The organism is Gordonia namibiensis NBRC 108229 (assembly GCF_000298235.1).
Classification (GTDB): domain Bacteria; phylum Actinomycetota; class Actinomycetes; order Mycobacteriales; family Mycobacteriaceae; genus Gordonia; species Gordonia namibiensis.
This window is the reverse complement of the sequence record NZ_BAHE01000056.1, coordinates 33,609-54,881: the sequence shown is the minus strand read 5'-3', so window position 1 is coordinate 54,881 and position 21,273 is coordinate 33,609. Positions and strand designations below refer to the sequence as shown.

Annotated in this window: 18 protein-coding genes; 6 read left to right on the top strand and 12 right to left on the bottom strand. The window is 67.5% G+C overall.

The window, feature by feature from the left end; genetic code table 11:
- Window positions 1-13: 13 nt before the first annotated feature.
- The 3 genes from GONAM_RS20710 to GONAM_RS20700 all read right to left on the bottom strand — a co-directional run bounded on the left by GONAM_RS20710 (window position 14) and on the right by GONAM_RS20700 (window position 2,303).
- Window positions 14-679 (bottom strand): CDP-alcohol phosphatidyltransferase family protein, encoded by a 666-nt coding sequence (locus GONAM_RS20710; RefSeq protein WP_006868707.1) that lies wholly within the window; start codon window positions 677-679, stop codon window positions 14-16.
- 52 nt (window positions 680-731) lie between these two features.
- Window positions 732-1,613 (bottom strand): YhjD/YihY/BrkB family envelope integrity protein, encoded by an 882-nt coding sequence (locus tag GONAM_RS20705; protein WP_006868706.1) that lies wholly within the window; start codon window positions 1,611-1,613, stop codon window positions 732-734.
- Window positions 1,614-1,682: 69 nt separating this feature from the next.
- Complete coding sequence (locus GONAM_RS20700; RefSeq protein WP_006868705.1) at window positions 1,683-2,303, bottom strand: LysE/ArgO family amino acid transporter; 621 nt, start codon at window positions 2,301-2,303, stop codon at window positions 1,683-1,685.
- 85 nt (window positions 2,304-2,388) lie between these two features.
- On the opposite strand from GONAM_RS20700, the gene GONAM_RS20695 reads away from it, so the two are divergent.
- Window positions 2,389-3,297 (top strand): LysR family transcriptional regulator ArgP, encoded by a 909-nt coding sequence (locus GONAM_RS20695; protein WP_006868704.1) that lies wholly within the window; start codon window positions 2,389-2,391, stop codon window positions 3,295-3,297.
- Between the two features lie 13 nt (window positions 3,298-3,310).
- On the opposite strand, the gene GONAM_RS20690 is transcribed toward GONAM_RS20695, so the two are convergent.
- Entirely contained in the window at window positions 3,311-4,642 is a 1,332-nt protein-coding gene (locus tag GONAM_RS20690) for an MFS transporter (protein ID WP_006868703.1), read from the bottom strand.
- A gap of 60 nt (window positions 4,643-4,702) precedes the next feature.
- A complete protein-coding gene (gene ku, locus GONAM_RS20685; RefSeq protein ID WP_500784365.1) occupies window positions 4,703-5,686 on the bottom strand; it encodes a non-homologous end joining protein Ku in 984 nt (327 codons plus the stop codon).
- 117 nt (window positions 5,687-5,803) lie between these two features.
- Here ku and GONAM_RS20680 point away from each other — a divergent pair, with 117 nt between their 5' ends.
- The 4 genes from GONAM_RS20680 (at window position 5,804) to GONAM_RS20665 (ending at window position 11,526) form a co-directional block, all read left to right on the top strand.
- A complete protein-coding gene (locus GONAM_RS20680) occupies window positions 5,804-8,275 on the top strand; it encodes an ATP-dependent DNA ligase (RefSeq protein ID WP_006868701.1) in 2,472 nt (823 codons plus the stop codon).
- Window positions 8,275-9,795, top strand: coding sequence for an MDR family MFS transporter (locus tag GONAM_RS20675; RefSeq protein WP_006868700.1), 1,521 nt, complete (start codon window positions 8,275-8,277; stop codon window positions 9,793-9,795). The genes GONAM_RS20680 and GONAM_RS20675 overlap by 1 nt, the downstream gene beginning before the upstream one ends.
- 47 nt (window positions 9,796-9,842) lie before the next feature.
- Window positions 9,843-10,616, top strand: a complete 774-nt coding sequence (locus GONAM_RS20670) for a dienelactone hydrolase family protein (RefSeq protein WP_006868699.1) — start codon at window positions 9,843-9,845, stop codon at window positions 10,614-10,616.
- Between the two features lie 172 nt (window positions 10,617-10,788).
- Window positions 10,789-11,526: a metallophosphoesterase family protein gene (locus tag GONAM_RS20665; RefSeq protein WP_006868698.1), complete on the top strand. Its 738-nt coding sequence runs from the start codon at window positions 10,789-10,791 to the stop codon at window positions 11,524-11,526.
- A gap of 30 nt (window positions 11,527-11,556) precedes the next feature.
- On the opposite strand, the gene GONAM_RS20660 is transcribed toward GONAM_RS20665, so the two are convergent.
- The 3 genes from GONAM_RS20660 to GONAM_RS20650 all read right to left on the bottom strand — a co-directional run bounded on the left by GONAM_RS20660 (window position 11,557) and on the right by GONAM_RS20650 (window position 13,680).
- Window positions 11,557-12,561: an ElyC/SanA/YdcF family protein gene (locus tag GONAM_RS20660; protein WP_006868697.1), complete on the bottom strand. Its 1,005-nt coding sequence runs from the start codon at window positions 12,559-12,561 to the stop codon at window positions 11,557-11,559.
- Window positions 12,562-12,691: 130 nt separating this feature from the next.
- A complete protein-coding gene (locus GONAM_RS20655; protein WP_006868696.1) occupies window positions 12,692-13,117 on the bottom strand; it encodes a DoxX family protein in 426 nt (141 codons plus the stop codon).
- A gap of 86 nt (window positions 13,118-13,203) precedes the next feature.
- Entirely contained in the window at window positions 13,204-13,680 is a 477-nt protein-coding gene (locus GONAM_RS20650; protein WP_006868695.1) for an Lrp/AsnC family transcriptional regulator, read from the bottom strand.
- A 272-nt stretch (window positions 13,681-13,952) separates the two neighbouring features.
- Between GONAM_RS20650 and GONAM_RS20645 the strand changes: the two genes are divergently transcribed.
- Complete coding sequence (locus GONAM_RS20645; protein ID WP_006868694.1) at window positions 13,953-16,304, top strand: thiamine pyrophosphate-binding protein; 2,352 nt, start codon at window positions 13,953-13,955, stop codon at window positions 16,302-16,304.
- A gap of 69 nt (window positions 16,305-16,373) precedes the next feature.
- On the opposite strand, the gene GONAM_RS20640 is transcribed toward GONAM_RS20645, so the two are convergent.
- The 4 genes from GONAM_RS20640 to GONAM_RS20625 form a co-directional block, all read right to left on the bottom strand.
- On the bottom strand, window positions 16,374-17,906 hold the full coding sequence (locus GONAM_RS20640) for an NAD(P)(+) transhydrogenase (Re/Si-specific) subunit beta (protein ID WP_006868693.1): 1,533 nt from the start codon (window positions 17,904-17,906) through the stop codon (window positions 16,374-16,376).
- The gene (locus GONAM_RS20635; RefSeq protein WP_006358004.1) at window positions 17,903-18,208 is read right to left on the bottom strand and encodes an NAD(P) transhydrogenase subunit alpha part 2; all 306 of its coding nucleotides are present in this window, start codon (window positions 18,206-18,208) and stop codon (window positions 17,903-17,905) included. Before GONAM_RS20635 ends, GONAM_RS20640 begins: the two co-directional genes overlap by 4 nt.
- Window positions 18,208-19,296 (bottom strand): Re/Si-specific NAD(P)(+) transhydrogenase subunit alpha, encoded by a 1,089-nt coding sequence (locus tag GONAM_RS20630; protein ID WP_006868692.1) that lies wholly within the window; start codon window positions 19,294-19,296, stop codon window positions 18,208-18,210. The genes GONAM_RS20635 and GONAM_RS20630 overlap by 1 nt, the downstream gene beginning before the upstream one ends.
- Before the next feature lie 333 nt (window positions 19,297-19,629).
- Window positions 19,630-21,183 carry a molybdopterin-dependent oxidoreductase gene (locus tag GONAM_RS20625; protein WP_006868691.1) on the bottom strand — a complete coding sequence of 518 codons (1,554 nt, stop codon included), beginning with the start codon at window positions 21,181-21,183 and terminating at the stop codon, window positions 19,630-19,632.
- Window positions 21,184-21,273 lie beyond the last annotated feature (90 nt).

The window sequence follows — 21,273 nt, the reverse complement described above, 5'->3', positions numbered from 1 at the left end:
AGGAACGTCGGGATCAGGCGCGCAGTCCGCGCGTTTGCCGGAACACCGCAACGAACAACTGCAGAAGGCCGATCGTCGCCAGGATCGCACCGATTCCGGCGATGATCGCTGCCAGCGTCAGGGTGCTGCTGTCGGACAGCCCGATCTGCCACGCGACCGTGGCCACGACCATCGCGATGAAGGCGAGGATCACCCGCGACGGCCGTTCCCAGACGGTGACGGTTCCGGGTCCTGTCATCCCGGCGGCCTGGGCGGTCGCCCGCGTGCCCTCCAGGAACAGCGTGAGCACGGCGAGCACCACTCCCGACCACGGTGGCGCACCGGCCATCACGACGATGCCCGCCAGGAAGATGTCCGACCAGCGGTCGGCCATCGTGTCGAGGACCCGGCCCCACTGCGTCGCCGCACCGGTCTGAGCGGCGACGGCACCGTCCACCCCGTCGAGGACGGCAGCGAGAAGGATTACCACGGCCGCGACCGCGAACCAGCCGCGTCCGGCGAAGGTCACCGCGAAGGCGGTCGCGGTGACCGCGGCCCCGCAGACGGTGATCACGTTCGGGGTGATGCCCAGTCGTACAAGGGGTCGCGCGCAGGCGTTGCTGAGGAGCACCCACCGCTCGACCCAGAACGATCCGCGGGGATCGATTCCCCCGTGCAACTCCGACCATGCGTCGAGCACCGCGTCCCGTTGCGTCTGGCGGGCCTGTCGTCGACCGGGCCGATGATCCGGTTCAGTCGACACGGTCGCCTCCGACGGTCCGGGCCAGTGCCTGTCCGACGGCCCAGCCGACGATCACCAGGATGTGGAGCACGTAGAGCCACAGTCCGGCAGCCACCACGCCGCCGATGACCCGGAGGCCGCCGTAGGGGATCCCGACGTCGATCGGCAGGGACAGGAACAGCAGGAACCCCTGCGAGAAGCCGGCGATGAACGACGCCGTGCCCAGTGCGGTCATCGCCGATACGAGCAGAGACGGACCGCCGGGCGTGACCTTCCAATAGACCCAGGTCAGCGGGATCGCCAGGGTGAGCCAGACGGTGAGGAACTCGATCACCACTCGGGCTGCGAGATCCCCGACGCCGCCGGCGCCCCCGCCGTCCGGGGCGAGCGTGGTGATCGACGAACCCGCTGCGACCGCGACCATCGTCAGGGGCGGCACGAAGACGAACAACACCAGGATCGAGAGCCGGGAGCGCCATCCGGTGAAGCGATCCTTCTCCGGATGCATCATCAGGCAGGCGCGTCGAAGCCCTTCCCCGTAGAACGACGCGGGGAAGAGCAGGACGAGCGCACCCCAGCCGGTCAGTGCGATGCCGATCGACACCGCCTCGCCGAAGACGTCTCGGCCACCCATCTCCGGAGGGATCAGGACCGCCAGCTCCCGCCAGGTCGACTCCGCTGCCGCATCCCCGCGCAGCCACGTCGTCGACCAGATCGCGAGCAACACCCACGGGACCACGGCGATCGCGGCGTAATAGGTCAGGGTCGCCGCGGCCGCGGCGAGGTCGCCGCGCGCGAGGACGTCCTTGGTGCCGGACGCCGCCCGGCGTACCGCGGACAGCACCGTCCCCGGCGCGGAACGCGTCTGCGGGGTGGCGGAACTGAGGATCACGATGTCCGGTGTACCCGAAATTCGGCACGACTAGGCACGTCACCGGCGGAAGTGACCGACGACGCTCCGTCAGATCGAGGCGAAGAGCGCGACCGCCATCCCGATCATGATCACCGCGACGACGGCGTCGAGGATCTTCCACGCCCGCGGGCTGGCGAAGAAGTGAGACAGGCGCCGAGCACCTCCCCCGAGCGCGGTGAACCACAGGATGCTGGCCAGGCAGGCCCCGATGGCGAAGGCCCACTTGCCGTTTCCGTGACCGTTGGCGATCGCGCCCATGGTCAGGACGGTGTCGAGGTAGACGTGCGGGTTGAGCCAGGTGAGCGCCAGCGCCGTGCCCACCGCGACCCACCGGCCGGCCGATTCCGCCTCCTCGGCGTTCGCGGCGATGGCCTCGTTGCTGCGCAGGCATCGCTTCGCGGCAAGTAGCCCGAGCACAAGGACATAGAGGCCGCCGACGAGTTTGGCGACGGTGACCACTTGCGGATGCGCCGCGACGATCGCGCCGAGCCCGGCCACTCCCGCGACGATCAGCACGACGTCGGAGATCGCGCACGCCGCCACGATCGCCCCCGTGTGCCGTCGCGCGACGCCCTGCCGGAGGACGAAGACGTTCTGCGGACCGATTGCGACGATCAGGCCCGCGCCGGTGAGCAGGCCGGCGATCGCGGGGAGGAGGTAACTGGACACCTGGTGAACGCTATGGGGCCCAGGTAGATCAGTACAGCGAATGTTTCTGACGAATCATTAGCTGTTCTTCATCTAGCCTGGTCCCATGGAGATCAACCAGGAAGGCCTGCGGACGCTGGCCGCGGTCCTCCGGGAAGGCACCTTCGACGCCGCGGCCGCGTCGCTGCACATCACGCCGTCGGCGGTGAGCCAGCGCATCAAGGCGCTGGAGTCGGCGGTCGGGCGGGTGGTGCTTCGCCGGACCAAACCCGCGTCGGCGACGCCGGACGGCGAGGTGCTGGTCCGCCTGGCCAGGCAATGGGAACTGTTGCTCGCCGAGACGCGCGCCGAGTTCGTCGGCGAACCCGATGACGACGACACACCGGTGATCTCCCGCCCCCGCGTGCATCTGCCGATCGCGACGAACGCGGACTCGCTCGCGACCTGGCTGCTCCCGGTGCTCGCGCGGTTCCACCGTGAGCACGCGGTCGCCGTCGAGGTCTTCCGCGACGACGAGACCCGTAGCAGCGCCCTGCTGAAGTCGGGTGACGCGCTCGCCGCGGTGACGTCGGAACCCATCGCCATCCGGGGTTGCACCCTGCAGTCCCTCGGCAGCATGCGGTATCTGCCGGTCGCGACACCGGAATTCATCAATACTTGGCTACCCGACGGTCTCGACGCCGAGGCTCTGGCGAGAGCCCCGATGGTCCAGTTCGACCGCAACGACCACATCCAACTGGACATGGTCGCGGCCCTGGCCGGACGCGCCGTCGACCCACCGGCGGCCTACATCCCGGCCTCCACCGAGTACCACCGCGCGGTGTCGCTCGGAATCGGTTGGGGCGCAGTGCCCGTCGTCCAGATCCGGGCGGCACTCGACGACGGCCGGGTGCAGCTGATCGCCGACCACCACCTCGACGTCCCGCTGTACTGGCAATACTGGAAGCTCAGTTCTCCTCTGCTGCAACAGCTCACGAACCTGGTGGTCGCCGGGGCCGCGGAGGTGCTCCGCTGACCGTGCCGGAGGGTCAGTCGTTCACCGACACCAGCGTCGGCGGCGTCTCGTCGACAAGCGGGTTCTCGATCTCGTCGCGCCACATGCGGGCCGCGAAGTAGAACGCCCACGCGATGGGAACCGGCAGGAGCCCGGCCAGGACGAACGTCGCGGTCAACCCGATCGCCGACGAGACCGGGGCGGCGATCGCCATCGACACCGGCATCAGCGCGACCGACACGAAGAAATCGAGGCTCGCGATCCGGCCGAGCAGCGCCGGCGGTACACGGCGTTGCAGCAGCGTTCCCCACAGCACCATCGGGCCGTCGAACATCACGCCCATCCCGACACCGGCGGCGACGAACATCCAGGTCGCGTCGGCGACACCCATCAGGACGAGTGGCACGCTCGAGAACGACCAGATGCCGAACATGACGGTCAGATACCGCCGCGGCATCGGCAGGGATGCGAACACCAGGGATGTCGCGGCCGCGCCCACGCCGAATCCGGCGAGCACCCACGCGTGCTGGGAGGCACCACCGTCGATGCGCTCACGCAACGCGAAGGGCACGAGCACCTCGATCGGACCCATCGTCGCCAGCACCAGGACGCAGGCGAAGAACAGCGTTCCCCACAGCCACGGCGTACGGATCATGTAGACGAAACCCTCGACGAGGTCGACGACGACACCGCCGCGGGCGCTCGTGCGTGCGACCTCGCCCTCGGAGGTCTCCGGGGGTTCGCCGAGGCGTCGTGCGGTGACCGGGGTCATCACCAGGTAGCAGACCCCGGAGGCGATGGACGCGATGGCGGCCAGCACGACCGCCTGGCCCGGCGCGGTGGCACCGATGACCGCACCGGCGACCATCGGACCGACGGCCTGGAACACCACCGGACGGAAGAAGCCCTCGATGCCGTTCGCCGCCTGCAGCTCCGACGCGGAGACCACTCCGGGCAGCAGCGCCGAGTACGCCGGGTAGTACATGCCCATCGTGACGCCGGCGAGCAGCGAGGCCACCACGACCATCCAGAGGTCGAGGACCCCGAACACCGAGGCAGCACCCACCGCACCGAAGGCCGCCATCTTGGTGACCTCGAGACCGATCATGATGTGGCGCTGCGAGATCCGGTCAGCGAGTACACCGCCGACAAGCGTCGACAGGAGCATCCCGACCGCCGCCGTCCCCGTCGCCAAGGAGACCTGACCGGGTCCACCGCCGAGCGCGATGACCTGCCAGATCACCGCGACGGTCCAGATCCCGTCGCCGAACATCGCCAGGATCAGACCCGACGCCAACAGCCGATACTGCCGTCGCGCCAGGGGCTTCAGGGCGCGCGGCAAACGGGTGTCGACGGTGGTGCTCACCCTTCGAGCTTGCCGGACGCCGCCGGTCTCAGGCCAGCGAATTTCGTCGGGAGAGCAAGATCAGCTGGCCTTGCGGGAGGCCTTCTTGGCAGGTGCCTTCTTCGTGGTGCTCTTGCCGGAATCGGAACTCGAGCCGCTCTTCGACGCCGTCTTCTTGGCGGTCGTCTTCTTCGCTGCGGTCTTCTTCGCAGGCGTCTTCTTGGCCGCCTTCTTCGCCGGGGCCTTCTTCGCGGTGGACTTCCCCTCGTCCGACGCGTCGTCGGAGGAGCCACGATCCTTCACCGAGGCACGCAGCGCGGCAAGCAGATCGGCGACCTCGGAGTCCTCGTCCTCGGGCTTCTCCTCGTCGGACTCCGGGAACGCCTCACTGCCCTCGGCCTTCGCCTCGATCAGTTTGGACAGTTCCTCCTGGTACCGGTCCTCGAATTCGGACGGGTCGTAGTCGGAAGCCATCGATTCGATCAGCGACGCCGCCATCTTCAGTTCCTGATCGCGGATCTCGGTGTCCTCGTCGAGGAAGCCGAAGTCGGGCTTGCGAACCTCGTCCGGCCACAGGAGGGTCTGCAGCGTCATCACGCCGTCGACGACGCGCAGCGCCGCCACCCGCGTCCGATTGCGCAGGGTGAACGTCGCGATGGCCAGGCGATCGGTCTCCTCGAGGGCCTTTGCCAGCAACACGTAGGCCTTGGGCGACTTCGACGACGGCTCCAGGTAGTACGGCTTGTCGAAGTAGATCGGGTCGACCTGTTCGGCCGGCACGAACTCGAGGATCGAGATCTCCGGGCTCTTCTGGACGGGCAGCGTGGCCAGGTCGTCCTTCGTCAGGATCACCGTCTCGCCCGATTCCGACTCATAGGCGTTGGCGATGTCGGAGTAGTCGACCTCGGTGTCGGTTCCCTCCCGCACCCGGCGGTAGCGGATACGGGTGCCGTCGGAGGAGTCGACCTGATACGACTTCCGGTCGTGACTCTCCGTCGCGGAATAGACCTTGACCGGTACGTTCACCAGGCCAAAGCTGAGATCGCCCTTCCAGATCGAGCGCATGGGGAACATTGTGCCAGGCATTCGCACGCCACGTCGTCAACCGGGCGCAACACGGCCCGGCCGACATCCCCGCGTCGATCAACCCGCCTCCGGGCCTCGGGTGTGGACAATGGGGGGATGGCAGGCGGAGAGAACCTGGAGGTCGACGGCCGCCGGATCTCGATCACCAATCTCTCCAAGGTGCTCTATCCGGCGACCGGGACCCGGAAATACGACGTCATCGACTATTACTCGCGCATCGCCGACGTCATGCTGCCGCATCTGCGGGATCGGATCGTCACCCGCAAACGGTGGCCCAACGGTGTCGAGTCGACGCCGTTCTTCGAGAAGGACATGCCCGACAGCGCACCCGACTGGGTTCGCCGGTACGGAATCCAGCACAGCGAGCGGGTGATCGACTACGCGCTGGCCGAGGACCGCGCCACTCTCGTGTGGCTGGCCCAGATGGCGGCACTGGAGATCCACGTCCCGCAATGGCGACTACCGATCGGCCCCGACGGCGAGCGCATGGCCAACCGCATCGTCTTCGATCTCGACCCCGGCCCGAATGTCCCCCTCCACGAGACCGCGGGCGTGGCGGTGGAGATCCGGAACTGGCTGGGCGGCACCACCACCTACCCGGTGACCAGCGGCGGCAAGGGCATCCACATCTACGCCCGACTCCCCAAACCGGTGAGCTCCGAGGCCGCACGAAAGGTCGCCCGCGAGGTGGCCAACGAGTTCGCCCGGCAGAACAGCGATTTCATCACGGCCAACATGTCCAAGAAGATCCGCGACGACAAGGTCTTCATCGACTGGAGCCAGAACAACGCCTCCAAGACCACGCTGTCGCCGTACTCGTTGCGCGGACGCGAGCAGCCGTGGGTCGCCGCGCCCCGCACCTGGGACGAGATCGAGGACCCGAAGATCGCCCAGTTGCTCTACGCCGAGGTTCTCGACCGCGTCGCCGACGTCGGCGATCTCCTGGAGGGTCTCGACGCCCCGTACGACGACGAGCCGGAACCCGACGCCGGCGAATCCGACACCGAAGACAGAGACGAGGACCTCGTCGATCCGGATACCTTGCGGGAGAGCCTCACCTCCGGCGACGGTCCCGCGCCCGACGAGCGCCCCACCGAGGAGTCGCAGCCGGGTCAGATCATCAACCTCCGTGAGTACCGTCGTAAACGGGACGAATCGAAGACCCCGGAGCCGTTCGGCGACGAGAACCACCGGCAGCGCCTCCGTGAGACCGACGACGAGTCCGACGCCGAAGCCGAAACCGGCCCCCGCGAACCGATCTTCGTCATCCAGGAACACCACGCCCGGCGCCTGCACTACGACTTCCGCCTCGAACACGACGGGGTGCTGGTCTCGTGGGCCGTCCCGAAGAACCTGCCCACCGACCCGGACCAGAACCGGCTCGCGGTCCAGACCGAGGACCATCCGATGGACTACGCCGACTTCGAGGGCGACATCCCGGCCGGCGAGTACGGCGGCGGACACGTATCCATCTGGGACAAGGGCACTTTCGAGCTCGAGAAATGGCGGGACAAAGAGGTCATCGTCCGCCTGAACGGCGAGAAGGTCCAGGGTCGCTACGCGCTGATCCACACCGGCGACAAGAACTGGCTCGCCCACCTGATGACCGACGAGCCGCGCCCCATCGTCCCCGACAGTCTCAGCGATCCGCGACCGATGCTCGCTACCGACGACCCGATCGACAAGCTGAACGAACGGGATTGGGCGTTCGAGGGCAAGTGGGACGGTTATCGGCTCCTGGTCCGGTCGATCGGTGGCGAGTTCCGGCTCACGTCCCGGTCGGGGATCGACATGACGAAGGACTTCCCCGAATTCGCCGGCATCGCCGACGATCTCGGGTTGATGGACGTCGTCCTCGACGGCGAGGCGGTGGCCATCGACTCGACCGGCCGGACGAACTTCACGCTGTTCACGTCACGGAAGCACACCGAGGAGCCGTACACGCTCAAACTCCACCTGTTCGACATCCTCTATCTCAACGGGACGTCGTTGCTGCGAAAACCGTGGTCTGTACGACGCGAACTGCTCGAGGAACTCGCAACGGCGTTCCGCCGGTCGCCATATGTCGATGTGCCGCCGCTGCTTCCGACACCGGCGAGTGCGGCGATCGAGTACAGCCGCGAACACAACCTCGAAGGCGTCGTCGCCAAGCGACGCGACTCGGTGTACCAGCAGGGTCGACGCTCCACCAAGTGGCTGAAACACAAGAACTGGAGCGACATCGAGGTGGTGGTCGGCGGTTACCGGCCCGGACGCGGCAACCGGTCGCACACCATCGGGTCGCTGCTCCTCGGACTGCCCGAGGAGACCGGACTCCGCTACGTCGGGCGCGTCGGCACCGGATTCACCGATGCGCAGTTGCGGGCGCTCGCCGAGGAACTCGAGCCATTGGAGATCTCGCGGTCGCCGTTCCTCGACAAGCTCGACCGCCCCATCGCGTCGAGCGCGGTCTGGGTGCTGCCCAAGATCGTCGGCGAGGTGCGCTTCATGGACTGGACCACCGCGGGCCACCTTCGACACCCGAGCTGGCGCGGCATCCGCCGGGACAAACTCCCCGGAGATCTCTGATGACGGACCCCGTGCCCCCGCAGTCGGACAAACTCGACCGCTCCGTGATCGTGACCGGTCTCGTGATCGTCTCGGGCATGATCATGGTGGTTCTCGACACCACCATCGTCAATGTCGCCCTGGAGTCGCTGAGCACCGAACTCGACGCCTCGTTGTCGACGACGCAATGGGTGGTCACCGGGTATCTCCTCGCAGTCGCGCTGGTCATCCCGCTCACCGGCTGGGCGATGGACCGATTCGGCCCCAAGCCGACGTGGATCACGGCGGTGACGCTGTTCGTGTTGGGGTCTGCCCTCTGTGCGGCGGCGTGGTCGATCGAGACCCTGATCGTCTTCCGCATCCTGCAGGGTCTCGGCGGCGGCATGCTCCTGCCGGCGGGGCAGGCCATCATCACCCGCGCCGCCGGCCCCGACCGACTCGGGCGGGCGATGGCCATCCTCGGCGTCCCCATGCTCCTCGGCCCCGTCCTGGGACCGGTGATCGGCGGTCTGCTCGTCGAGTACACGAGCTGGCACTGGATCTTCCTGGTGAACGTGCCGGTCGGCCTCGTCGCGGTCGCCCTCGCAGTGTGGAAACTGCCGTTCGGCGACAAGGCCCCCGACCGTGACCGCCTCGACCTCCTCGGCCTCGCCGTGCTCTCCGGCAGCCTGGTCTCCCTGCTCTACGGTCTGTCGCGCGCGAGCTCCCATGGCGGCTTCGGCGAACTCGATGTGCTCGCCTGGCTCATCATCGGTGCCGTGGGCCTGGGGCTCTACACGTGGCACAGCCTGCGCAAGGGCAAGGACTCGATCGTCGACGTCCGACTCCTGACAAACAGGGTGTTCGCCGCAGGCACCGTCTCGGTCTTCCTGGTCGCGATCGGACTCTTCGGCGGCATGCTGCTCCTCCCGCTCTACTACCAGACCGTGCGCGGCGAAGGTGCGCTGAATGCGGGCCTGTTGCTCGCCCCGCAGGGACTCGGCGCGATCGTGGCGATGGTGATCGGCGGCCGGATCACCGACCGCATCGGCGCCGGCTATGTGGTGCCCGTCGGCGTCGTGCTGGCGATGATCGGTACCTATCCCTTCACCCACGTCGGGGTCGACAGTTCCTATTTGTGGCTGAGCGTCGCCCTGTTCGTCCGCGGGATGGGCCTCGGCTCGGTGATGATGCCGACGATCTCGGCCGCCTACAGCGATCTGAGCAAGGAGGTCGTGACCCGCGCGGCCCCCACCCTCTCGGCGATCCAGCAGGTCGGCGCGTCGCTGGGTAGCGCGCTTCTGGTCACGGCGTTGACCCAGCGCCTCACCCACGAGTCGAACACCCACGGGCTCCCGGCCTCGGGCGGCGGCACCGATCAGATCGGCTCGGTGCCACCGGAAGCGATGCCCGTCATCGGTCCACTGCTGGCGGACGCGTTCGGTTATGCCTTCTGGGTGGCGTTCGCCCTGACGGCGGTGATCTTCGTCCCCGCGATGTTCCTGCCGCGACATCGATCCCGGGGCACCGAGACGGCACCGGCGCCACCGGCCGGGATCTGACGGCGTCGACGCACACCTGAACCAGCAGCCCACAGGAGGAGTCACCCATGACACCCGACGTACACGGCGAGACGATCACGGTCCCCGCGGCCTACGGCGACACCGAGATGTACGTGACCCGTCCGGCCGGGTCCGACGACACGCCGCTGCCCGGCGTCCTGTTCGTCACCGATGTGATCGGTCTCCGCCCGCGAACCCGCGCGATGGCCGACCGGATCGCGTCGTGGGGATACGTCGTCGCGGTACCGCATCTCTTCTACCGCTTCGGCACCGCCGAGGAGTGGGCGCCGGCCGACGACCTGCTGTTGCCCGAGGCCCGTGGCGCGTTCTTCAAGGCGGCGATGCCGCGGGCGTCGACCCTCACCTCCGACGTCGCGCGCGCCGACCTCATCGCCTACCTCGACGCCCTGCGCTCGGTGCCCGGTGTCTCCGCCGGCCCGATCGGCGTCACCGGGTACTGCATGGGTGGGCGGCTGGCCCTCAACCTGGCGGCGGCGCGTCCCGCCGACGTGGCCGCCGTCGGCATCTTCCACACCGGCAACCTGGTCACCGACACCCCGGACAGCCCTCACCTGCACCTCGTCGACATCGAGGCGTTCGTGCTGGCGATCCACGCCGACAAGGACCGCTCACTCCCCCACACCGCGGTCGCCCAGTTCGAGCATGCACTCATCTCGAGTGGCGTCACACATTCGGCGACCGTCTATCCAGGTGCCGCTCACGGTTACACGATGTCGGACATCGCCGCGTACCACCATGAGGCCGCCGAGCACCATTTCGCCGAACTCGAGGGACTGTTCCGACGGACCCTGACGACGTAAGGCCCGACCAGAGCCGGTGCCAGTGCGCCAGAGGACTTACCGATCGGTAGGACGACTGAGCCACACCATCGCGAGGGGAGTGTGTTTCGACTCGCGGCGCCACCGTGGTGCGCAAACAGGCCGTTCCTGGGACTAGCCTCGTGGAAGTCAGTGACCGTGACAGGAGCTCTTCGTGTTCGTTGTCGCCCACATCAGCGACCTTCATTTCAACGGGACGCGGTTCAATCGCAGCCGCATCCAGTCGACGCTGAGTTACATCAACGCGCGCGCCGCCGGAATCGACGTCCTGCTGGTGACCGGAGACCTGGCCGACGAGGGCGTGCCGAGCGAATACCGGGAGGCCTACGGCGTTCTCGACAGCCCCCTGCCGATGCTCATCACCGCCGGTAACCACGACGTCCGGGAACCGTTCAGCGCCACCCTGCTCGGCGCCGAGACGTCCGGACCGATCAACCATGCCCGACGCGTCGGCGACGTCCTGTTCCTGATGTGCGACAGCTCCGTCCCCGGACGCAACGACGGTTACATCGACGACCAGACGATCGCCTGGATGTTGGCTCAGCTCGAGGCCGAGGACCCGCAGACACCCGTCTTCGTCGCCTTTCATCACCCGCCGGTCGAGCTGCACATGCCGTTCATGGACTCGATCCGGCAGACCGGCGAGGAACGCCTGGTCCCGCTCGTCGAACGCCACCCGAACATCGTCGCGTTCCTGTGCGGACATGCCCACACACCCGCCGTCACCCGATTCGCCGACCGCCCGCTGTGCGTCGCGCCGGGAGTCGCCTCGACACTGAATCTGCCGTTCGAGGGCACCGAGATCGTCAACCGCGGACAACCGCCCGGCATCGCCTTCCACATCTACGACAAGGGACGCCTCGTCACCCACTACCGCTCGGTCATGTTCTGACCGAACTCGTTCGGGGGGCGCGCTGAGGGGTCAGCCCTCGGTACCCGAACCGATCGCCGACGATCCGGCGTCGAGCAGCTGTTTGAGGACCTGTCCGCCGAGGTCGGTGAGCAGACCGGGTCCGGGATCGGGGAGGTTCTGCGGGAGCGCACCCGGCTGGTGGGTTGCCGGGATCCGGGCGGCGCGCGTGGCCTCGAGCCGGATCCCCCGCGTCTGATCCTTGGTCAGCGGAGTGAGGTACTTGCTGAGATCGGTGGCGGTGGTGAGGGTTCCGACGACCCGCAGCCCGGTCGCGCCGAAGTCCGCCGCCCCGCGCCGGATGTGATTGGGCGAGGTCACCAGGATGATGTCGCGGATGCCTTTCGCACGCAGGATCTCCGAGGTGTTCTGCGCGTTGGCCACGGTGGACCCCGACTTGTCCTCGGTCAAGATGCGGCCGCTGTCCACCCCGTTCTCGACCAGCCAGTTCTTCATCGCGGCGGCCTCGGTGATGCCGTTCTTGGGGACCCCGCCGGTCACGACGATCGGTGCGGCGGTGGTGATCTCGGATTGCGCCTTGCCCGCCGTCACCCGATTCACCAACTCCGGGGCCATCTTTCCGTTCGCGTTCAACCCGAACCCCAGGACGACGATCGCGACCCGCCCGGACACCGGTTTGGGCGTGGTGTCGGGCACGATCTGCGCGGCGGTGGCGACTCCGGAGATCACGTTGCGGGCCGTGGTGGCGAGGAGGGGGTTCAGCACCCGTAGGCGACCGAGCGCGGCATTGCTGACCGACGCTTCCTCCAACTGGTCGGCCCAGATCGCCTGCAGTGCAAGCGCATCGGTGTCCGCGGGAGCCAGGGTCAGCGCCTTCTGCAACGCGGCCAGACCGCCGGCGACGTCCCCGTTCGCGAACTTCGACTGGGCCTCGTTGTACAGCCCGGCCGGGTCGACGGCGTCCGCAACCGTCACGACGCCGACCCCGTCGGCGGGGAGAGACCCGAAGGCCACGCCGCCGAGCGCGGCGACCGCGATGGTTGCGGCTGCAGCCATCCGGAAGCGATTCACTCTGGTCACACCAGTCACTCGCGTAACAGTACGAGGCATCCGCAACGGCCCCGCACCCGTCCGATTCCAGATCGGTAACGGGCGCGGGGCCGTCGAGGGACATCGCGTGCGCTGGTCAGCGCCGCAAACCGGCGACCTTCAACAGTTCCGGACGACGCAGGACCAGGCCGATCCACATCAGCACGCCGAGATAGACCGCGAACAGAACCGTGCTGAAGAGCGGTTCCTCGATCCGCATGTTCGCGGTGACCGCGCCGCCGAGGTAGGCGGTGATGCCGAGCGCGCCCAGCACCGCCGTCCGCGGGATCGCGTACACGACAAGGCAGACGAGCAACACCACGCCCATCACGATGGCCTGGTCGGAGTCGAAGCCGAGCTTCTCGGTACCGTCGATCACCGCCTGCGGGCGGGTCAGCTTCCCGATGACGTCGAATGCGAGGAATGCGCCGACGAGGACGCTGATGACGATTCCCACGATTCGGCGCAAATTACGGCTACTGGTGGTCTCGGACGAGTTCCGCGTGGTGATGTCGGTGGCCATGATGTTCTCCCTGGTGGTCGAGCGATGTGGTGGTCGTGCAGGGATAGACACGGCTCGCCCGGGAAACTCATCGGGGCTCGACGCAGCTACTCGGCGAGAGCGTCGAGCAGCGGGCGGACCCGGAAGTCCACCATCTCCCTCATCACCAGAGCGGTCGTGGTGCGCTTGACGCCCTTGATGTCCAGGATGTCCCCGGCGATGCGGTACAGATCGTCCGCATCCTTCGCGGCGACGTGCACCAGCAGGTCGGCGACCCCGGTGAGGCCGTGGACCTGCAGGACCTCGGGTATTGCCTCGAGCGCTGCACCTACCTGATCCAGCTTGCGCTGGGTGACATTGGTGAGCACGTAGGCCTGCAGCGGATATCCCAGGACAGCCGGATCGACGCGCCGCTCGAAGGAACGCAAGGCGCCCGCGGCGTCGAGCTTGCTCAACCGGGCCTGAACGGTGTTGCGGGACAGCCCGGTCCGCTCGGCGACCGCCATCACCGTGGCCCGAGGGTCCTCGGCGAGGACCGTCAGGATCTTGGCGTCGATCCGGTCGGCCCGATGTTCGCTTGGCAAGATGCCAACCTCCGTTCCCCACACCCCCGCTGAAGGTGCGCATACTGCTCAGTTCCGCTGACAAGTATTGCGCAAACCGACTGTCATTGCTGGACTGTGAGCACACCTTCTCGTAGAACCGGCCAGCCCCGACGGAACACAACCCCGTAGGCGACCCGGATTTCGCCCTGCCGGTCGCGGCCGATCCGTCGCCGCCGAAGGGGCGTCGTCAAACCTTCACATCCGCACGCCGTGCCGCGGTTCGCGTGGGTGGTGTTCGAAAGTGAGTTCCCGTGTCCCAGTCCGCATTTCTCGACACCGTCGCCGCGCCGCCGTCACTCGGCGACGCAGTGACGCCCGAACAAGCCGCGCTCGAGTCGATCCAGCAACGTGTGCTCTGGCTGTCGACCTCGATGATCCACCACGCCAACCGGGTTCGGCCGAATCCCAGCGGTCTGAAGGTCGGCGGACACCAGGCGTCGTGCGCGTCGATGGTCTCGATCATGACCTCGCTGTGGTTCGAGCACCTGCGCCCCGGTGATCGCGTGTCGGTGAAACCCCATGCGTCGCCGGTGCTCCACAGCATCAACTACCTGCTCGGCGAGCTCGACGAGAAGTACCTGACCACGCTCCGCGAGTTCGGCGGCCTCCAGTCCTACCCCAGCCGCGCCAAGGACCCGGACACCGTCGACTACTCCACCGGCTCGGTCGGCATCGGCGCGACCGCCCCGATCTGGGGCGCGATGGCACGACGCTACGTCGACACCCACGTCGGCGACACCGGCCGCGGCCGGCAGTACTCGCTCGTCGGCGACGCCGAACTCGACGAGGGCGCCGTCTGGGAGGCCATCCTTGATCCGGGGATCGCCGATCTCGGCGAGGTTGTGTGGATCGTCGACCTCAATCGCCAGTCACTGGACCGCGTCGTGCCGAACATCGCCGCCCGTCGCCTGGAGAAGATGTTCGAAGCGGCCGGCTGGCAGGTCATCCCCGTACGGTTCGGACAGCTGCTCGAATCCCTCTTCGCCCGCCCCGGCGGCGACGCACTGCGGACCCGCATCCTGCAGATGCCGAACCCGGAGTATCAGCGACTGCTCCGCTGCGCCGCGGACGAGGTCCGTGACCGTCTGCCCGGCACCGGTTCCGAGAGCGGGAAGATCACCGAACTCATCGCCGCACTGGACGACGAAACCCTCTTGGCAGCGGTCCGCAACCTCGGCGGTCACGACCTGCAGGCGCTGTCGCAGGCGTACCGGCAGATCGATGACACCCGTCCGACGGTGATCATCGCCTACACCATCAAGGGTTACGGGTTGCCCACGCAGGGCCACCCCCAGAACCATTCGGCGCTGCTGACCGTCGAGGAGTACCGGCAACTGGCGGCGGCCCTGGGGACGGACCCGGACCGACCGTGGGGTCGGTTCACCGACGACGACCCGGCAGGTCGTCTGTGTGCCGCTGCAGCACGACGCCTTCAGCGGGATCCGGTACCTTCGTTGCCCGACGTCGAGATCCCGGCCGACTTCGGTCGCACCCCGAAGGGCACCAGCACCACCCAGGCCGCGCTCGGTCGGTCGCTGCTCGACCTGACCCGTCAGTCGCCGGAGGCGGCGAAGCGTGTCGTCACCGTGAGCCCCGACGTCAGCTCGACCACCAATCTCGGCGGCTGGGTGAACAAGGTCGGCGTCTGGTCGCCCACCGAGCGCCACAACTGGTTCGCCGACGATCCCGAGACGATCATGCACTGGAACGAGCGGCCCACCGGGCAGCACATGGAACTCGGTATCGCCGAGACCAATCTGGTGGGTCTGATCGGCGAACTCGGTGCCACGTGGAGCCGCTGGGGACAGCCGCTGCTGCCGATCGGCGTGCTCTACGACCCCTTCGTCGAACGCGCCCTGGAACCGTGGTCGTACGGCATCTACGCCGGCGGCCAGTCGATCCTGGTCGGCACCCCCTCCGGGGTCACGCTCGCTGCCGAAGGCGGCGCGCACCAATCGATCAAGACACCGTCGATCGGTCTCGAGCAACCGGGTTGTGTCAGTTACGAACCGGCGTTCGGGATCGACGTCGAGTGGACCCTGCTGGCTTCCCTGTCCCGGCTCGGCCGCCCGGACGGCACCTCGGCGTATCTACGTCTCTCCACCCGTCCGGTCGACCAGTCCCTCGCCGCGGTGCCGACCGATCCGGCCGCGCGCGAACGTCGACGCCGTCAGGTCGTCGCCGGCGGTTACCCACTTCGACGGAGTGAGAACGCACAGGTGACGGTGGTGGCGATGGGGGCCCTGATCCCCGAAGCACTCGCCGCGGCAGATCGGTTGCAGCAGCAGGGGATCGACGCCGACGTCCTCTGCATCACGAGCCCCGGACTCCTGTTCGAGGCCTGGCAGGCGCGCCAGGGTCGAGGCAACGGTGAGAGCTGGATTCTGGATCAACTCTTCCCGAGTGACCGTGCCACCCCGATGGTCACGGTCCTCGACGGGCACCCGCACACCCTGGCGTTCCTGGCCGGTATCAACCGGGTGCGCAGCACCAATCTCGGTGTCTCCCGGTTCGGTCAGGTCGGCTCCCTCGACGACGTCTACCGACATCACGGCATCGACACCGACAGCATCGTCTCCGCCGCCCTCGACATCCTGCCCTGACCGAAACGACAAGACCCCCGGGACCGCATTCGCGGGGCCCGGGGGTCTTCTCGTCGAAACCGGAAGCGCTTACAGCGCTTTGAGTTCCTCGATGACGCTGTCGACACTCTTCTTCGCGTCACCGAACAGCATCGAGGTGCCGTCGGCGAAGAACAGCGGGTTCTCGATACCGGCATAACCCGAACTCATCGACCGCTTCAGCACGATCACCGACCGCGCCTCGTCGACGTTGAGAATCGGCATGCCGTGGATCGGGCTGGACGGATCGTTACGGGCGGCCGGGTTGGTGACATCGTTGGCGCCGATCACGATCGCGACATCGGTACGGCCGAACTCGCCGTTGATGTCGTCCATCTCCTTCATCGCGTCGTACTCGACGTCGGCCTCGGCCAGCAGCACGTTCATGTGCCCCGGCATACGACCGGCCACCGGGTGGATGGCGTACTTGACCTCCACGCCCTTGGCCTCGAGCAGGCTCGCCATCTCCTTGACCGCATGCTGGGCCTGGGCCACGGCCAGACCGTAACCGGGCACCACGATCACCTGATTGGCGTAGGCCATCTGGATCGCGGCGTCGGCGGCGGAGGTGGCCTTGACGGTGCCGCCCTCGGCGCCGGGACCACCGGCGGCTGCGGCGTCGCCGCCACCGAACGAGCCGAACACGATCGCCGGGATCGACCGGTTCATCGCCTTGGCCATCAGGTTGGTCAGGATCGAACCCGACGCGCCGACGATCATGCCGGCCACAATCAGCGCGGTGTTGTCCAGCGCGATACCCGCCGCTGCGGCCGACAGGCCTGTCATCGCGTTGAGCAGCGAGATCACCACCGGCATGTCCGCGCCGCCGATGGGGAACACCACGAACAGACCCATCACGCCCGCGGCGAGCAGCAACCCGACCATCCACCACACGCTGGCCCCGCCACCGTCGGCGGCCTGCACGCCCAGGTAGATCGCCAGACCCAACGCGACCAGCAGCAGCACGATGTTGGCGGCCTGGAACAGCTTCGCGTTCGCCACGAAGGTCTTCTCCAGACCCTTCGGCATGATCTCCTGCAGCTTCGCGAACGCCACCAGCGATCCCCAGAACGAGATCGAACCGATGATCGCCGCGATCAGCGAACCCACCACCAGCGGCGAGGCCGGTTCGGTGTTGTGGAACACCGAGAACCCGGAGGTCTCGATGAACTCCGACCACGCGATCAGCGCAACCGTGCCACCGCCGACACCGTTGAACAGTGCCACCAGCTGCGGCATGGCCGTCATCTTGGTCTTCAACGCCGGCGGGATACCCAGCACCACACCGAGAACCAGGCCGATCACGATCAGGATCCAGTTGATCGTCGGCACGCCGACCGTCGAATGACCGTCCTCGCCGACCGCGCCGGCGTTGTAGATGTAGAGCAGCGTCGCCGCCACCGCCAGACCCATACCCGTCGCGGCGATCCAGTTGCCGCGCACGGCGGTCTTCGGGCCGGTCAGGCCCATGAGGCCGTAGATGAACAGCGAGAAGGACACAATGTAGAGCGCCATGACCAGGTAGGACAGGCCCTCGCTCGGGGTGTGCGCGCCTGCGGCGAGCACCAGTTGCGAGCCGATCACTTGGCGGCCTCCTTCTTACCCTTGAACATGCCCAGCATCCGGTCGGTGACCGCGAAGCCACCGATCACGTTGAGCGTGCCGAACACCAGCGCGACGAACGCGATGATCCGCACACCCCACCCGGCATCGGCAGGAAGCTTGCCCAGCACCACCAGTGCACCGAGCACGACGATGCCGTGGATGGCGTTCGTGCCCGACATCAACGGGGTGTGAAGGGTGTTGGGAACCTTCGAGATGACCGCGAAACCGACGAACCCGGCCAACACCAGGATCGCGAGATTCGCCAGAAGTCCGGAATACATCAGGCCTTCGCCTCCTGCGAGTCACGGGTGACGCACGCAGCGGCGAGCACCTCGTCGTCGAAATCCGGTGTGATCGCGCCGTTGTCATCGAGCATCAGCTCGATCAGCGCGAGGAGGTTCTTCGAGTACAGCTCGCTGGCATGCTCGGGCATCGTCGCCGGCAGATTCAGCGGCGCGGTGATCGTCACGTCATGCTTCACGACGGTCTGCCCGGGTTCGGTGAGCTCGCAGTTGCCGCCGGTCTCACCGGCCAGATCCACCACGACGCTGCCCGGTTTCATGCCCTCGACCGCGGCCGCGGTCACCAGGCGCGGGGCCGGACGGCCCGGGACCAGCGCGGTGGTGACCACCACGTCGAAGCCCTTGATCGCGTCCTCGAGCGCCTGTTGCTGCTGCGCGCGTTCTTCCTCGGTCAGTTCACGGGCGTAACCGCCTTCGCCGGCGGCGTCGATACCGAGATCGAGCCACTGCGCTCCGACCGACCGGACCTGTTCGGCCACCTCGGGACGCACGTCGTAACCGGTGGTCCGACCGCCCAGGCGCTTGGCCGTGGCCAGCGCCTGCAGGCCGGCCACACCGACGCCGAGCACCAGCACCGTCGCCGGCTTCACCGTGCCCGCCGCCGTGGTCAGCATCGGGAAGAACCGCGTCGACAGGTCCGCGGCCACGATCACCGACTTGTAGCCGGCCACGTTGGCCTGCGAACTCAGCGCATCCATCACCTGTGCGCGGGAGATACGCGGGATCGCCTCCACCGCGTAGGCCTCCACGCCCGCCGCACGCAGGGCGCCGATCTTGTTGTCGGCATTGCGCGGTGCCAGGAAGCCGATCAGCTTCTGCCCGCTGCGCAGCTTGCCGATCTCGTCATCCGACGGCGGCGACACCCGCAACACCACATCAGCCGAATACGGGTCACCGATCGTGGCCCCGGCTTCGGTGTACGCCTCGTCGGGAATCAGGGCGCCGAGACCGGCCCCCGACTCCACCACGACGGGCACACCCTTGCCCACCAGCGAGGCGGCCACCTTCGGGACGAGCGCCACGCGGCGCTCCCCCGGGGCCGTCTCGCGCACGACACCCACTGTCATTTCACTCACCCTGTCTGGTGGCGACGCTGTTCCCAGCGCCGCCTCGTTTTCGGCGCCGACGTCGGCGCACATGTGCAGAACGTCGTAACCTGCGTGCAAATCGTGCAGCTCCGCCATGTGTCGGCGGTGCGGACGACCTGACGCAGGTCACGAAGTGCGCGGGCTTTCGACAGCGATGACTGTCACCCGGCTCACATATAGAGGTTGGAAGAAGATAACACGAGGTCTCAGCGTCATCTCAGGAGAGTTGGATACCTCACTCGCCCTTGACAGAGGGATTCATCATGAGATTTACGAATACCGGCCGGTAACGCCCTAATCCGTTGGAACAGATCAGGTAACGGTGTATCTAAGTTCGTCGAGACCGGTCGCGCCATCGGGTGCAGGAGACTGGTACCGCTCGACCTGCGGGCGCCCCCGCTTGTCGATCGCACGGCATGTGACCGTGTGGTCGCCTTTGTCCGCTTTCCAGTTGAATTTCCACTGCCGCCAGGTGTCGACGCTGTACTCGGTCGCGAGCTCCGCGGGCTGCCACGGTCCGTCGTCGATCCGGACCTCGACGCGCTCGACACCTACGTGCTGTGCCCATGCGGCCCCGGCGATGACGACCTCACCCGCAGGATGGGAGGTACCCCGGGCCGGGCGGTCGATCCGCGAGGCCAGTTTGATGGGCCCGAGCGCCGACCATCCGCGGTCGGTCCAGTACGCCCTGGCCTCGGCGAACCTGGTGATCTCCCAGTCGACAACCCACTTGGTCGCCGACACGTATCCGTACAGGCCGGGAACCACCTGCCGGACCGGGTATCCGTGTTCGATCGGTAACGGCCCCCCGTTCATACCGACCGCCAGCAGGGCGTCCCGGCCGTCGGTGATGTCCGAAATCGGTGTGCCGCAAGTCCATCCGTCGACACTGGTGGACAACAGCATGTCAGCCCCGGGGCGTACGCCGGCAAGGTCGAGGACTTTTTGCATCGGCACGCCGAGCCACCGGGCGTTGCCGATCAGGTCTCCCCCGACGTCGTTGGACACGCACGCCAGCGTCACGAACCGTTCGGTCATGGGCATCGCCAGCAGGTCATCCCAGGTGAGGGTCACCTCCCTGTCGACCTCTCCGTGTATCCGCAGTCGCCATTCGACGGTGGTGAGCGTCGGGACCTGGAGCGCGGTGTCGATCCGGTAGAAGTCGTCGCTCCCGGTGATGAAAGGCGTTGCGCCGGAAAGGTTCAGCGCGGTTCCGGGCGGGATCGGCGGGGCTGGGTCGACGGGTTTCGGCAGCAGGATCCGCGCGCGGTCGGCCAACGTGCTCGCGGTGTCGGCGAGCATACGACGGCCGATGACGCCGATCGCGACGGCGGCCACCGCCACACCGCCTGCAGCGAGGACGAATCGCCGTGAAAGAGGCTGACGGTCAACATCTTCGGCGTCCCCGTCGACGAACCGCGGCGGCTCGTCGGCGAGCTGGGCCAGCAACAGCCTCAGTACGACGACGCCCACGACCCCGGCGAGGATCGAAGGCAGCGCATAGGTCCACGACGCGCCCGGCCGGTTCACGGCCGCCAGCACGCCGACGGCTGCAAAGACCGCGATGATCGCGGACCCGAGCGGTGGACGGCGCCGCTCGAGGTACCCGCAGGCGCCGGCGATCGCGGCGATGATGAAGCCCATCCCGACGAAGAGGGCGACCTTGTCGGCGATGCCGAAGGTCTGAATGGCCCATTCGCGGACCGCCTGGGGCGAGTGGTCGACCACCGACGAGCCGACCGCGAAGTACGGCGACGCGTCCGGCGACACCGGGACCGCGGCGATCTCCCCCGCGGCCAGCCCGGCACCCACCGCGACGAGTCCCGCCACCCAGGGAGCGGCGTCGTGTGCGCGGGGGTCCGACAAGATGGTCACACTTCTTGATACCGGAGTTCGCGCACATGGCGGCGGGTCCGCACCGGACGCCGACTGTTCATCCGACGATCGATCGGCTGA